The organism is Ureibacillus manganicus DSM 26584, from assembly GCF_000772945.1.
Taxonomy (GTDB): Bacteria; Bacillota; Bacilli; order Bacillales_A; family Planococcaceae; genus Ureibacillus; species Ureibacillus manganicus.
Genome location: NZ_JPVN01000001.1, coordinates 268,420 through 282,849, shown reverse-complemented (window position 1 = coordinate 282,849; position 14,430 = coordinate 268,420). Strand labels below are relative to the sequence as shown.

Below are 14,430 nucleotides of genomic sequence, written 5' to 3'. Positions count from 1 at the left end.
TATGTGGAAAACAGTTGTTAGACGAGTAGTAATTATGATTCCACAATTATTTGTTCTGAGCTTACTAGTTTTTATATTAGCTCAATTTATGCCAGGTGATCCTTATTCAGGGGCAATTACACCTGAGACAGACCCTGCTAGAATTGAAGAACTTCGTGAAAAGGCAGGGCTTAACGATCCTTGGTACGAACAATATGTAAGATGGGTAGGAAATTTGGTTCAAGGTGAACTAGGTAAAAGTTATACTTTTCAACGTAGTGTGGGAGACCTAATTGGGGAAAAAGCAACAAATACACTTTGGTTATCATTATTAAGTGTGATTTTATTATATTCAATTGCAATACCTTTAGGAATATTGGCAGGTCGATATAATAACTCAAAACTAGATAAGTCAATTGTACTGTATAGTTTTATATCATATGCAATTCCTACATTCGTATTAGGTTTATTATTCTTATATCTATTTGGGTATACATTACGCTGGTTCCCAACAGTTGGTAGTGTAAGTGTAGGGCTAGATCCAGGTACTCTAGCTTGGTATTGGGATAAAATTTATCATTTAATTTTACCTGCATCTACATTTGCAGTATTAGGTACTACTGGGGTTATTCAATATTTACGTTCTGAAATCATAGATGCAAAATCATTGGATTATGTTAGAACGGCTAGAAGTAAAGGTATTCCTATGAGAAAAGTGTATTCAAAACATATTTTCAGAAACTCTTTACTTCCAATTGCAGCATTTTTAGGCTTTACAATTACTGGATTACTAGGTGGTTCAATCATTATTGAAACAATATTTGGATATCCTGGAATGGGTCAATTGTTTATAAACGCCATTCTTTCAAGAGATTATAGTGTCATTACAGCACTTGTAATGTTATATGGCTTCTTAGCGCTATTAGGTAGTCTCTTATCCGATATTATTATGAGCATCGTTGACCCACGGATAAGAATTGAATAGACACTTATATGAGTTAAGGAGGGAGAATTAATGGTTAGTGTTTCAAATGATAAAAATTCCAATATTGCAAGTTCTCCACCAACAGGATTCCAGGTAATTTTCCGAGAGTTTATTAAAGACAAACTTGCATTAGTTTCCCTTATTGGGATTATTCTAGTTACTGCTTACGTATTTATCATGGCTTATCTTTTCATAAACGTCGATGAAATTATGCGAGTTAGTTTACGAGATAAGTATGCTGCGCCAGGAGAGAAATTTCTGTTAGGGGCGGACCAAGGGGGTCGAGATATTTTTGGCCAACTAGTCATTGGTGCTAAAAACTCTCTAGAAATCGCGATTGGCGTTACTATTATTACAAGTATTTTCGGGATTATTGTTGGTTTAATTTGTGGGTATTTTGGTGGCTGGATTGACAATATTATTATGAGAATTATAGACTTCTTCATCACAATACCATCTTTAATGTTAATCATTGTTTTTGTTACGATTATTCCTAAATATTCACAATATGATCTTGTATTGATAATAAGTTTATTCGCATGGCCGGGTATTGCGAGGTTAGTCCGATCAAAGGCGCTAAGTGAGGGTAAACGAGATTATGTAAATGCATCTAAAACTCTTGGAACAAATGATTTTATTATCATTTTCCGAGAAATTATGCCCAACTTAAGTTCGATTCTAATTGTTGAAACGACATTAAATTTTGCTGGAAATATAGGGATCGAAACTGTTTTATCTTACTTAGGGTTTGGGTTACCACCATCTACACCATCTTTAGGAACATTAGTTAGTTATGCGAATAACCCTCTAATACTTCAACAATATTGGTGGTGTTGGCTACCAGCTGCATTATTTATTTTGATCATGATGTTAGCAATTAACTTCGTTGGTCAAGCATTTAGACGTGCGGCAGATGCAAGACAGCGTTTAGGTTAAAGTAAATTTGGAAGAAAAAAGGTATTTGGTACCATCATATTTATCGAAATGGTAAATATGTTTAGATATAGTTGGGAATTTTGGTACAAATCCCAACGTTATACACAAAAGGAGGATTATAATGAAGAAACAACGTTGGTCTCTATTAGCGTTATTATTCGCTCTTGTATTAGCTTTAGCAGCTTGTAGCGGTGGTAACACAGAAAAACCTGCAGACACTACAGAGAAACCTGCAGACTCAGAAACAACAACAGAAACAACAGAAACTCCTGAAGAAACGGATACTGCTTCAGATGCACTATTTGATTTAGCAGTTACACATGACGGAGATGCTATTAGTGGCGGAATGCTGAAAGTAGCTATGGTAAAAGATGAGCCATTTGCAGGTATCTTCTTAGCTGAGTTATATGAAGATGCTTATGATGCTGATATTATGGCATATGCTTCTAACTCATTATTCGAAGCTGATGGTAACTTCATGCTTTCTGATGAAGGTATTGCTACGTTAGAAGTTGACCAAGATAACAACAAAGTATTAGTTAAAATCCGTGAAGGCGTAAAATGGTCTGATGGAAACCCATTAACAATCGAAGACGTTATGCTTCCATACTTAATTATTGGTCATAAAGACTACACAGGTGTACGTTACGATACTCAATTCAAAAACATCATTGGTGCTGAAGAGTATAACGCTGGTACAGCTGATACAATTTCAGGTTTAAAGAAACTTGATGAAACTACTTTAGAAATTAGCTTCAAAACATTATCACCATCGATCTTCTATGGTGGAGATGGTCTATGGACTTATGCAGCTCCAGCTCACCAAATTGGTGACATTCCAGTTGCTGAGTTAGTTGAAAATGATGCAGTACGTAAAAACCCAGTTACTTTAGGTGCATTTAAATTCGATAAAATCGTACCAGGTGAATCAGTACAATTCGTGAAAAACGAACACTACTGGAAAGGTGAGCCTAAACTTGATGGCGTAATCGTTCAAGTTGTACCATCTAGCTCAATTTCAGTTGCGATTGGTTCTGGTGAATATGATATCGTATCATCATTCAACGCAACAAAAATGCCAGAAATTGAAAACTATGAAAATATTACAATTCTTGGCCGTCCAGAGCTTTACTACTCTTATTTAGGTTTCAAAGTTGGTAAATACGACTATGAAAATAGCAAAGTAGTAACTGACTTCGAAGGTTCAAAAATGGGTGACGTTAAATTACGTCAAGCTTTAGGTTATGCTTTAGATATTGAAGCAGTATCTGAAATTTACTATAACAACTTACGTGAACGTGCAAACTCTTTAATTCCACCAGTATTTGAGTCATTCTACAATGCTGAATTAAAAGGATACACTTATGATCCAGATAAAGCTATGTCTATCTTAGACGAAGCTGGTTATGTAGACGTTGATGGTGACGGTTTACGTGAAGATCCAAATGGTGAAAAATTAGAAATTAGACTTGCTGCAATGTCAGGTGACGCTACACAAGAAGATATTATTTCTTACTACTTACAAAACTGGAAAGATGTTGGCTTAAACGTAACTTTAACTACAGGTCGTTTAATCGAGTTCAACTCATTCTATGACAAAGTTCAAGCTGACGATCCAGAAATCGATATCTTTATGGGTGCATGGGGTACAGGTACTAACCCATCTCCATCAGGATTATACGGTGCAGCTGACCAATACAACTTCAGCCGTTACACTTCTGACGAGTTAGAAGGATATGTAGTTGGTATTGACTCACCACAAGCATTCGATGCTGAGTGGCGTGCAGAGCAATTCAAAGCATTCCAAGAGCATATCGAAGAAATGGCAACAACAATTCCAATGCAATTCCGTTATGAAATCGTTCCAGTTAACAAACGTGTGAAAAACTATAGCATTGACTATTCAGAGCCAACTGAATTACATGAAATTGAGTTAGTTTCTGAAAACCCAGTTAAATAATAGTTATTAAAAGATTAAGAGACTGTCTAGAAAGGTAACCTTTCATGACAGTCTCTTTTTTGTAATTATATATTGGTATTTTCAATTTTAGTTAATATATTTAAAACTGTTGAACTAAAAAGCGTCTAAAATGATTTAGACGCTTTTTAACACGATATTATTGTGGATTGTAGTCTTTATCCGTAAAGAAGATTGCAATCGTTCCTGGACCAGCGTGGGCCCCAATTACAGCCCCAATTAAAGTAATGTCAAATGATTTGGGATTTAATTTCACTGATATTAAAGATTTCACTTCTTCTGCAAACTCTAAATCATCGCCGTGGCTGATTCCAACTGTTTTGTTGGAGAAGTCTCCGCCTCGTTCTACCATTATGTCTATAATTCGCTGAATGGCCTTTTTACGTCCACGAATTTTTTCAAGTGGAATCAACTTTCCATCTTCAACATGCAATATTGGTTTAATACTTAGTAATCCACCAATAAATGCACTTGATTTTGAAATACGACCGCCTGCAGCTAGATAATCAAGTTTTTCTACTGTAAACAGTTGAGTCATATGGCTTGCTATTGTTTCGGTACGTGATGTCAGTTCATCTAAACTTAAGCCGCTATTTCTAAGTGCTACAGCTTCTTTAACGACCAATCCATATCCTAGAGAAGCGCATTTTGTATCTACAATTTTTAAATTGAAATTAGGATACTGTTCTTTCAATTGAGTAGCGATCATGACTGCTGTGTTATAAGTTCCAGATAAATTGGAAGAAAATGCAATATAGATACCTTCTTCATTATTTTTAGCTAATTGTTCAAATGCAACTAAAAATTCTTCAGGTGATACTTGAGAAGTTTTCGGTACAGCCCCTTGACGCATAGCATCGTATACTTCTTTAGGATCGATATCTTGATATTCAGCGTCATTTAAATGTACACGAAGTGTAAATAGTTCTACATTATTTTCTTCCAAAAACTCTTTTGGTAAATCACAAGCACTGTCTGCAAATATTTTCATTTATTTTCCCCCTTACTATTACAATCATTTGTAAATCTATTATTTGAGATTCTAGGATGATTTATTTAATAGTAATTCTATTATTTACCACAATCGGTTTTATTTCAATTTTAATCGTTCAATTAATATTTTCGCTATTCCATCCTCGTTATTGCTTAAGGTGATTTCATTTGCGATGCTTTTTAATTGGTCAATTCCGTTTGACATCGCAACGCCAATCCCAGCATAATCTATCATTTCTAAATCATTATCTTCATCACCGAAGGCAATAATTCGGTCTCTTGGGATACCCATTTCTTTTGCTACATGAGAGATTCCAACAGCCTTATTTAAGCCTTTTCTTACGATTTCAATAATGTGAAAAGGCGCACCCCATCGTCTATGGTCAATTAGTTCAGCGTGTACATCTTCTAAATGCCTTCTAATTGTTGGTACATTTTCCTCTGTTGCATGTATTAATAAACTGGTTGGGTCTTCATTTAAATTTCCTCTAAGGTTACCAATTAACACATTTGGGTCGCCCATGTTAAATATATCCATAAAAGTTTTATCTTCTGCATGGATATATACATCATCCATAACCTCTGCAATTAGGTTTTGATATTGATATTTATCAACTGAATCAACTACGTCATATACAACACTTAGATCCATAGGGGAATGTTTTATTTGCCATGAGCGATTTTTAGGGTGGTGTACAAGAGCACCGTTAAAATTAACAATCGGTGTTGTTAACATTAATTCTTCATAATAGAGAGAGCTTGCTCTAAATGGTCTTCCTGTTGCAATCATTACCTGATGGCCAGCTTCTTTTGCTTTCATTAAAGTTTGTTTCGTTTTTTCTGAAATTGTCTTTTGATCTGTTAATAATGTACCGTCTAAGTCTAAAACAATTAAATGTCTTTCCATAAAGGAAAACTCCTTTCTCTTACATGAATATATTTTATGTCGAAATGGAATTTACAGTCAAAGTATTGAGCTGTAACAGTATATTTTTTAGTATATTGGACAGATATATTATGCACGTCTTGAATATAATATTACTATTAACAGATTGAAAAAGTTCAGGAACTTTGAAAATGATTATCAATTAATGTATATTTTAATTAGAGACAAATTAATGTGTGATGAAAGGGGAAACAATCATGGCAGTAAGTGAAGAAATGCAAGAGAGTATTTTAGGTGCATTAGAAAATGTAATTGACCCTGAGTTAGGAATCGATATTGTAAACTTAGGTTTAGTATATAAAGTAGATTTAGATGAGGAAGGTACTTGTACCGTTACTATGACACTTACTTCAATGGGTTGTCCTTTAGGTCCAGTGATTGTAGATCAGGTAAATACTGCATTGAGCGAACTTCCAGAGATTAAAAAAGTGGATGTTAATATCGTTTGGCAACCTGTTTGGAATAAGGATATGATGTCAAGATATGCAAAAATGGCTTTAGGCATTCGATAAAAATCGATTTTTTATTAATTCGAAGTAATTTCGAATTATAAGTTAACTATTAAAAAATGCTAAATCTACTAAAAAACCGTCTCAATTAAACTGAGACGGTTTTTTTAATCAATTCTACAAATTGAAGAAGGACAGTTTTCACAGCAAATTTCATCTTTTAAAAATTGCAAATCGTTTATAGTTATAAAACCTTTATCTAATGTAATAATCTTTTGTTTCCGTAATTCGTTTAACATCCGATTGATCATTTCGCGACTCGTTGAACAAAGGTTGGCGATTTCGGTATTCGTTAAGTTGAAATTTATATAAACTACATTATCAGTAATTGTTTCACCATAAGTGTTTGATAATCGAATGAGCGTAGAGTATAAAGCTCCTTTTTTACCATTCATTACTAAATCGCGAATTAAACTTTGATTTTTAATATTTTCGTTTTGTAGCCATTTTAAATACTCAATCAAGAGTGCTGGTTGTTCTGTTAATAACAATTCTAGTGCGCTTTTACTTAGTAGATATACTTCCGAGCCAGTTAAAGCTATTGCTGATGTGGAGTGGATAATTTCCTTATTAAATAACGTAGTCTCACCTAAAATACTGCCTCGACCGCAAATACGAAGAGTTAACTCTTTACCCATTTCAGATTCTTTACTAATTTGGATTTTTCCGTGTTTTACTAAATATATATCATCGGCTGTTTCGCCTTCTTGAAAAATCTGAATTCCTTTATCAAACTTCAATAGCTGCCCGTGTTCTTCAAATAGAGTATGGAAATTCATTGATGATGTATGATTTAATACCACCAAATGCATCACTTCCTTAAAAAGTTTAAGTGTAGATATTAATAATACATTGGAAATGTAAATATTAAATAGACTCCATGTAAAATATATATTTAAAATACTTCATTTAAATAATAACATACTCCAGTTAATTTCAATTGTGAAATTTTTGGGAGTATTTTTTGCAAATCTTTACAAATCATCTTATAATAAAAATGGTCAATAAAGGTCAAACTATTTAAATAACATAAACTGTTGAGGTGAAAATAATGCAATTTCAACAACAAGATGATCGTAATCCTTTAGAAAAATTCGGGCGGAACTTAATTGATGAAGTAAAAAATGGGAAAATGGATCCTGTCATTGGACGGGATGAAGAAATTCGTAATGTTATTCGTATATTATCACGAAAAACGAAAAATAATCCTGTTCTAATTGGTGAACCTGGCGTAGGGAAAACAGCGATCGTTGAAGGGTTAGCCCAACGAATCGTACGAAAAGATGTACCAGAGGGGCTAAAGGATTGCGTGCTCTATGAATTAGATATGAGTGCATTGATTGCTGGTGCAAGCTATCGTGGGCAATTTGAGGAACGTTTAAAAGGTGTATTAAAAGAAGTAAAAGAAGCAGAGGGGCGCATCATTTTATTTATCGATGAGATTCACACTATTGTCGGTGCGGGTAAATCAGATGGGGCAATGGATGCAGGGAATATGTTGAAACCGATGTTGGCTCGTGGTGAATTGCACTGTATAGGAGCTACAACATTGGATGAATATCGTCTGTATATTGAAAAAGATCCTGCATTAGAACGAAGATTCCAGCAAGTTTTAGTTCGTGAACCTTCAATTGAAGATACTGTCTCAATACTACGTGGATTAAAAGAGCGTTTTGAATTACATCATGGAGTTCGTATACATGACCGTGCAATTATTGCAGCAAGTGAATTGTCTAATCGTTATATTACTGATCGCTTTTTACCTGATAAAGCGATTGACTTAATCGATGAAGCGTGTGCTATGATCCGTACAGAAATCGATTCAATGCCTCAGGAATTAGATACAGTGACAAGACGTGTCATGCAATTAGAAATCGAAGAACAAGCTTTAACGAAGGAAAAGGATGAAGCGAGCAAAAAACGTTTAGACACATTAAAAGAAGAATTACTATCTTTAAAAAAATCTCATGAAAAAATGAAACAGCAGTGGGACGAGGAAAAACAAGGGTTACAAATGATTCAACAAAAACGGGAGCAACTCAATCGTTTTAGACGCGAATTAGAAGATGCTGAGAGTAAGTATGATTTAAATAAAGCAGCAGAACTCCGTCATGGAAAAATTCCAGCTATAGAAAAGGAATTAGTAAAATTAGAGGAAAATCTGAAAATTGAATCTGAGACAAGAATTTTACGTGAAGAAGTAACTGCCGATGAGATTGCTTCAATTATCTCAAGATGGACAGGAATCCCTGTTACTAAACTTGTTGAAGGTGAAAGAGAGAAATTATTGAGGTTAAAAGATACCCTTCATGAACGGGTAGTAGGTCAAGATATGGCTGTTAAACTTGTTACCGAAGCTGTTTGGCGTGCGCGTGCTGGAATACAAGATCCAAATCGCCCAATAGGTTCTTTCATTTTCTTAGGGCCAACTGGAGTAGGGAAAACGGAACTTGCGAAAGCTCTAGCAGCACAATTATTCGATTCTGAAGACCATTTCATTCGAATTGATATGAGTGAGTACATGGAAAAACATAGCGTTTCTCGATTAGTCGGAGCACCACCAGGATATGTTGGTTATGAAGAAGGTGGCCAATTAACTGAAGCTGTTAGAAGAAATCCATATTCCGTTATTTTATTGGATGAAATTGAAAAAGCCCATCCTGATGTAGCAAATATTTTATTGCAAATTTTAGATGATGGACGTATTACAGATAGTCAAGGAAGACTTGTAAATTTCACGAATACAGTTGTAATAATGACATCTAACATTGGATCGCAATATCTATTAGAGCAAGATCCAGCAAGTGATGACTCCAATGAAATGGTTATGTCTGAATTAAGGCTCCACTTTAAACCTGAGTTATTAAATCGTGTCGATGATATTGTTATGTTCCATGCATTAAATGCTGATCATTTTACTGCCATAGCATGGAAGTATATAAAGCAATTACAAACACGTGTAGCAGAACAAGACATAACACTATTAGTAGACGAATCAGTTGTAAACTGGGTTGTAGAACAAGGAGTAGATCCTCAATTTGGTGCAAGACCACTAAAACGGTTTATCCAACGAAATTTAGAGACCCTTGTTGCGAAGGAACTTCTAAAAGGGGAAGTAATTCCTGGAGAAAAACTTTTTGTATCAGTTGAAAAGGATGAGCTAAAAGTAAGAAAATAATATAAAAATATCCAGCTTGGTTGATAAAAAACGAAGCTGGATTTATTTTTGTTATAAAGTAATTCGATACAAAAAACCTGTCCATCAACTTAGTAAAAGGACAGGTCGCGAAAATCTTTTAGCTATTAGGTAACGATTAATGATGTTCAGCTTCTGGAGTTGGCTCATTTGGAATAATCGCTGTTACGATTAATACTAATACTGAGAAGATTAGTGAGATTATAGCTCCAGTAACGAAATCAAAGTTTACACCTAATACTGAACTTACTACATAGTTTAACATTGTCACTAGCAAGAAAGACCAGAAGAATGTTGCGATATATTGCATCGATTTCACCTCTAACGAACTTTTTAAATAGTTTTTTATATTTTTTATAAATCCGCGAAAGAAAATACATTAACTTAATAAACTTTAAATAAGTAATGCTTTTCTACCCTAAAATATCATACCACATGTTTTAAAAAAATAACAACACGTTTTCATATTATGACAAAGATTACTATTGTCGGCTATAAAAATGTGAGCTATAATTAAGACCAAGTACTAAATGTTAGTCATAAAGTGAAGGGAACTTCAATGTGGAGTTATTTCTACTGATTGTTGTTCTTTACACCTGTTTAATGTTTTGACTATATGAGGGGGAAAGAATATGAACGCAGGGATTATTGGTTTAGGTAAATATGTTCCTGAAAAAGTGGTTACAAATTTTGACTTAGAAAAAGTTTTAGATACAAATGATGAATGGATTCGAACAAGAACTGGTATTCAAGAAAGAAGAATTGCAGAAGGGGAAGAAACGTCTGATTTAGCGTATAAAGCTGCCCTTCAAGCATTAGAAAATGCCCAAATCTCTCCAAGTCAACTTGGATTGATCTTAGTTGCGACAGTTACACCAGATCAAGCTTTTCCAACGATTGCATGTCAAATCCAAGAAAAATTAGATGCTACAAATGCTGCAGCAATGGATATTTCTGCTGCTTGTTCTGGTTTCATTTATGCACTTGCTACTGCGAAACAATTTGTTGAAAGTGGTGCGTATGATTATGTATTAATCGTCGGTGCTGAAAAACTATCCAAAATAACTGATTGGAAAGATCGCAACACTGCAGTATTATTCGGTGATGGAGCAACTGCAGCAGTAATTGGAAAAGTTTCAGAAGGTCGTGGAATTTTAGCATTCGAATTAGGTGCAGATGGTACTGGTGGTAAACATTTATCGACAAATGAACAAAACTTCATTTCAATGAATGGCCGTGAAGTTTTCAAATTTGCAGTTCGCCAAATGGGTGAATCCGCAGTATCTGTCCTTGAAAAAGCAGGGTTAACAAAAGAAGATGTTGACTTCTTAGTTCCACATCAAGCGAATATACGTATTATGGAGGCTTCTCGTGAACGTTTAGATTTACCTGAAGAAAAACTATCTAAACATATTCACAAATACGGGAATACATCATCTGCTTCAATTGGTATTGCTTTAACAGATGAAATTGAATCTGGTAATATTAAAGATGATGATATAGTAGTTTTAGTTGGTTTCGGCGGCGGCTTAACTTGGGGTGCTGCAGTAATCAAATGGGGTAAATAAATTGATTTCATAGAATCAATTTAGTAATTTTAGAGTATGGTTACTAAATAGGGGGTAAACTTGATTATGAAAAGAAGAGTAGTAATTACGGGTATTGGTGCCGTCACTCCTCTAGGTAATTCAGCTGAAGAAACATGGTCAAACGTTAAAGCTGGTAAATCCGGAGTGGGGCCGTTAACACGTGTTGATGCAGAAAAATTCTCAGCAAAAGTTGCTGCGGAAGTAAAAGACTTTGATATTGAACAATTTATTGATCGAAAAGACGCTAGAAGAATGGACCGTTTTACTCATTATGCTCTAGCTTCTGCTATTATGGCTGTAAAAGATGCAAATTTAGAAATTAATGAAGAAAATGCTAACCGTGTTGGCGTTTGGATTGGCTCTGGAATTGGTGGAATGGAGACGTACGAAAACCAATTTGAGGTATTTAAAGAACGTGGTGCTCGCCGTGTAAGTCCATTCTTTGTACCAATGATGATTCCAGACATGGCTTCTGGCCAAGTTTCAATTCATTTAGGTGCTAAAGGGATTAACTCTTGTTCGGTAACAGCTTGTGCATCTGGAACAAACTCAATTGGTGATGCATTTAAGGTGATCCAACGTGGTGATGCAGATGTGATGATTACTGGCGGAGCTGAAGCACCAATAGTGAATATGGCTGTTGCAGGATTCTGTGCAAGTACTGCATTATCATTAAATACAGATCCAACAACTGCTTCTCGTCCATTTGATGCGAATCGCGATGGTTTCGTTATTGCTGAAGGTGCAGGAGTTCTTGTATTAGAAGAATATGAAAATGCTAAAGCTCGAGGCGCAAAAATTTATGCAGAAATCATTGGTTATGGTGCGACAGGAGATGCTTATCATATTACTGCCCCAGCTCCGAATGGTGAAGGTGCAGCTCGCGCTATTAAACAAGCAATAGAAGATGGTGGCATAGATCCAACTCTAGTAGGGTATATTAATGCTCATGGAACAAGTACACAATATAATGACTTGTATGAAACAATGGCTGTAAAAACAGTATTTGGAGATCATGCGTATAACTTAGCAATGAGCTCTACAAAATCAATGACTGGTCATTTATTAGGTGCAGCCGGTGGTGTAGAAGCAATTTTTACAGCACTTGCATTAAAAGAGGGAATTTTACCTCCAACAATTAACCTAACAGAACCAGATCCTGAATGTGATTTAGACTATGTTCCAGGAGAAGCAAGACAAGCTAACATTGAATATGCAATGAGTAATTCTCTTGGATTTGGTGGACATAACGCTAGTATATTATTGAAAAAAGTAGACTAACGATAAGGCAACAACTAGGTCAAAAAAGACCCGGTTGTTGTTTTTTTCTAGGTAGTTAATAAAAGCCCTTAGCATATCGCTGAGGGCTTTTTTATATGATTTAGTATAGGAATTTAATAATTATTGTTACACTACTTATTAAAGTAAAGGATGGTCTTATTCTATTACGATTTATGATTTTCTTGTTTTTCTATGGAATGTGTGTAATGTCAGTAGGGAACATCATTCTCTATTTAAATTATCGTGCTCTTGGTTACTCGTGGCATGCAGTATGGACGTTCATCCTAAGTACCAATGAATTTTATATAGCTGTTGGTTCGTTTATCTTTTTGTTTATTTGCGTGTACGGCCTAAACCCATCGCGTTCTCCATTCTCTTAAGGGTAGCGCTAGCAATTGTGTTTGCTTTTTCTGCTCCTTCGTCTAAAATTTGGTCAAGCTCTGGAGATTCAATTAGTTCTTGGAAGCGTGCTTGTATTGGTGATAGATGCTCGATTAGGCTTGTCGCAACTCCTTCTTTAAACGCACCATAGCCAAGCCCTTCATATTTTTTAACTAATGCATCAATCGATTGGCCAGTAACAGCTGACTCGATCGTTAGCAGGTTAGAAACACCTGGTTTGTTTACTTCATCGAAAGCTACAAAGCCATCTGAATCAGTTACGGCAGATTTGATTTTCTTTTCGATTTGTTTCGGTGTATCTAAGAAACGAATTGTTGATTTTGTATTTGGATCTGATTTACTCATTTTTTTTGTTGGTTCTTGTAATGATTTAATACGTGCGCCTGCTTTAGGCAGTTGAATATCAGGAATGACAAAAACTTCTCCGTAACGCTTATTAAATCGCTCAGCTAAGTCTCTTGTTAGTTCTAAATGTTGCTTTTGGTCGTCCCCAACAGGAACAATATGAGAGTTATAAAGTAAGATATCCGCTGCCATTAAAGGTGGATAAGTTAATAATCCTGCTGTTACTGACTCTTTACCTTCTGATTTATCTTTAAATTGAGTCATGCGCTCCAATTCTCCAATAGAAGCTACACATTGTAAAATCCATCCTGCCTGTGCATGTGCTGGTACTTCAGATTGTATAAATAGAGTAGATTTCTTAGGGTCAATTCCTGTTGCTAAATACGTAGCAGCTAATGTACGAATGTTTTTACTAAGTTCGTTTGGATCTTGAGGTACAGTGATTGCATGTTGGTCAACAATACAATAGACAGTATTGCCCTCATCTTGCAGAGAGGGGAATTGCATAAATGCTCCGATATAATTTCCTAGTGTAATGACACCTGTTGGTTGAACACCTGAAAAAATGTTTTTAATCATATAATTACCTCCAAGTTTTGTTCATAAATATCCGCAAATAAAAAAAACATCATGCGTCCATACGTGTAATAACGTAATGGGACGAATGATGTTTAAAATCCGCGGTACCACCCAGCTTGTCGATTGCTCGACCACTTAGACTTCGTAACGTGAAGCTAACGAGCTTTACTACTAACGTTCATAAAGCTACTCCAAAGTCCATTCCATTTGTTTCGTCCTCTGTTTTCACCAACCACAGATTCTCTATGCACGAAATTCAAATGTACTACTCTTTGTCATCGATTTTCCATATTGAAACGATTATATAAAAAATTAAAAATGTTTGCAAATAAATTTTCTTTATCACAAAAGAATGAAAAATTGTATGAATGGGCAATCTTTTAAAGTAAGTTAGCATATGCCAAAAAAGTATAAAAGTTTACAGAATGTTATGATACTTCTCGATTGAAATAATCTAATTGAGAATAAGTTAATGGAAAATTAGATGTTTTATTCCAGCAAAAAAAGGGTATAAATGAATATGTGAAATTGTTCGTTAAGAAAGAATAATGATTATATAAGAGAAAACACGTTAATTATTTTAATTTTATCAAGTTGTTTTTCTAAGTTGCTATATTCAAAAGCGGTTTATTGTTGTATAATAATTACATTCTTCTTAATTAAATTAATTCTAAATTAATAAAAATTTGTGATAGATAATCATATCTTGAAA

At 34.8% G+C, this 14,430-nt stretch carries 12 protein-coding genes and 1 other annotated feature; of the genes, 7 read left to right on the top strand and 5 right to left on the bottom strand.

Annotated elements, in window-relative coordinates:
- The first annotated feature begins 1 nt into the window (after position 1).
- From opp4B to CD29_RS01365, 3 genes are all read left to right on the top strand, one after another.
- Positions 2-964, top strand: coding sequence for an oligopeptide ABC transporter permease (opp4B, locus tag CD29_RS01375; RefSeq protein WP_036182016.1), 963 nt, complete (start codon positions 2-4; stop codon positions 962-964).
- Between the two features lie 30 nt (positions 965-994).
- Positions 995-1,900 (top strand): ABC transporter permease, encoded by a 906-nt coding sequence (locus CD29_RS01370; protein WP_036182015.1) that lies wholly within the window; start codon positions 995-997, stop codon positions 1,898-1,900.
- 121 nt (positions 1,901-2,021) lie between these two features.
- Positions 2,022-3,860 carry an oligopeptide ABC transporter substrate-binding protein gene (locus CD29_RS01365; RefSeq protein ID WP_036182014.1) on the top strand — a complete coding sequence of 613 codons (1,839 nt, stop codon included), beginning with the start codon at positions 2,022-2,024 and terminating at the stop codon, positions 3,858-3,860.
- A 157-nt stretch (positions 3,861-4,017) separates the two neighbouring features.
- Here CD29_RS01365 and CD29_RS01360 read toward each other — a convergent pair whose 3' ends face one another.
- Positions 4,018-4,869, bottom strand: coding sequence for a DegV family protein (locus CD29_RS01360; protein WP_036182012.1), 852 nt, complete (start codon positions 4,867-4,869; stop codon positions 4,018-4,020).
- Between the two features lie 99 nt (positions 4,870-4,968).
- Positions 4,969-5,778 carry a Cof-type HAD-IIB family hydrolase gene (locus CD29_RS01355; RefSeq protein ID WP_036182010.1) on the bottom strand — a complete coding sequence of 270 codons (810 nt, stop codon included), beginning with the start codon at positions 5,776-5,778 and terminating at the stop codon, positions 4,969-4,971.
- A 236-nt stretch (positions 5,779-6,014) separates the two neighbouring features.
- Here CD29_RS01355 and CD29_RS01350 point away from each other — a divergent pair, with 236 nt between their 5' ends.
- A complete protein-coding gene (locus CD29_RS01350) occupies positions 6,015-6,329 on the top strand; it encodes a metal-sulfur cluster assembly factor (RefSeq protein WP_036182008.1) in 315 nt (104 codons plus the stop codon).
- Positions 6,330-6,433: 104 nt separating this feature from the next.
- Here CD29_RS01350 and CD29_RS01345 read toward each other — a convergent pair whose 3' ends face one another.
- Positions 6,434-7,129: a Crp/Fnr family transcriptional regulator gene (locus CD29_RS01345; protein WP_235801758.1), complete on the bottom strand. Its 696-nt coding sequence runs from the start codon at positions 7,127-7,129 to the stop codon at positions 6,434-6,436.
- A gap of 248 nt (positions 7,130-7,377) precedes the next feature.
- Between CD29_RS01345 and CD29_RS01340 the strand changes: the two genes are divergently transcribed.
- Positions 7,378-9,504 (top strand): ATP-dependent Clp protease ATP-binding subunit, encoded by a 2,127-nt coding sequence (locus tag CD29_RS01340; protein WP_081976101.1) that lies wholly within the window; start codon positions 7,378-7,380, stop codon positions 9,502-9,504.
- Between the two features lie 136 nt (positions 9,505-9,640).
- Here the strand turns inward: CD29_RS01340 and CD29_RS01335 are convergent, their stop codons facing one another.
- Entirely contained in the window at positions 9,641-9,832 is a 192-nt protein-coding gene (locus CD29_RS01335; RefSeq protein ID WP_036182006.1) for a YjzD family protein, read from the bottom strand.
- A 322-nt stretch (positions 9,833-10,154) separates the two neighbouring features.
- On the opposite strand from CD29_RS01335, the gene CD29_RS01330 reads away from it, so the two are divergent.
- Positions 10,155-11,090, top strand: a complete 936-nt coding sequence (locus CD29_RS01330; protein WP_036182004.1) for a beta-ketoacyl-ACP synthase III — start codon at positions 10,155-10,157, stop codon at positions 11,088-11,090.
- A gap of 63 nt (positions 11,091-11,153) precedes the next feature.
- Positions 11,154-12,392: a beta-ketoacyl-ACP synthase II gene (fabF, locus tag CD29_RS01325; RefSeq protein WP_036182148.1), complete on the top strand. Its 1,239-nt coding sequence runs from the start codon at positions 11,154-11,156 to the stop codon at positions 12,390-12,392.
- A gap of 333 nt (positions 12,393-12,725) precedes the next feature.
- Here the strand turns inward: fabF and trpS are convergent, their stop codons facing one another.
- Positions 12,726-13,715, bottom strand: coding sequence for a tryptophan--tRNA ligase (gene trpS / locus CD29_RS01320; RefSeq protein WP_036182147.1), 990 nt, complete (start codon positions 13,713-13,715; stop codon positions 12,726-12,728).
- Positions 13,716-13,792: 77 nt separating this feature from the next.
- Positions 13,793-14,006: a binding site (T-box leader), on the bottom strand.
- Positions 14,007-14,430 lie beyond the last annotated feature (424 nt).

Coding starts and splice junctions, on each gene's coding strand:
- opp4B (WP_036182016.1), top strand. CDS start 2: ATGTGGAAAACAGTTGTTAGACGAGTAGTAATTATGATTCCACAATTA.
- CD29_RS01370 (WP_036182015.1), top strand. CDS start 995: ATGGTTAGTGTTTCAAATGATAAAAATTCCAATATTGCAAGTTCTCCA.
- CD29_RS01365 (WP_036182014.1), top strand. CDS start 2,022: ATGAAGAAACAACGTTGGTCTCTATTAGCGTTATTATTCGCTCTTGTA.
- CD29_RS01360 (WP_036182012.1), bottom strand. CDS start 4,869: ATGAAAATATTTGCAGACAGTGCTTGTGATTTACCAAAAGAGTTTTTG.
- CD29_RS01355 (WP_036182010.1), bottom strand. CDS start 5,778: ATGGAAAGACATTTAATTGTTTTAGACTTAGACGGTACATTATTAACA.
- CD29_RS01350 (WP_036182008.1), top strand. CDS start 6,015: ATGGCAGTAAGTGAAGAAATGCAAGAGAGTATTTTAGGTGCATTAGAA.
- CD29_RS01340 (WP_081976101.1), top strand. CDS start 7,378: ATGCAATTTCAACAACAAGATGATCGTAATCCTTTAGAAAAATTCGGG.
- CD29_RS01335 (WP_036182006.1), bottom strand. CDS start 9,832: ATGCAATATATCGCAACATTCTTCTGGTCTTTCTTGCTAGTGACAATG.
- CD29_RS01330 (WP_036182004.1), top strand. CDS start 10,155: ATGAACGCAGGGATTATTGGTTTAGGTAAATATGTTCCTGAAAAAGTG.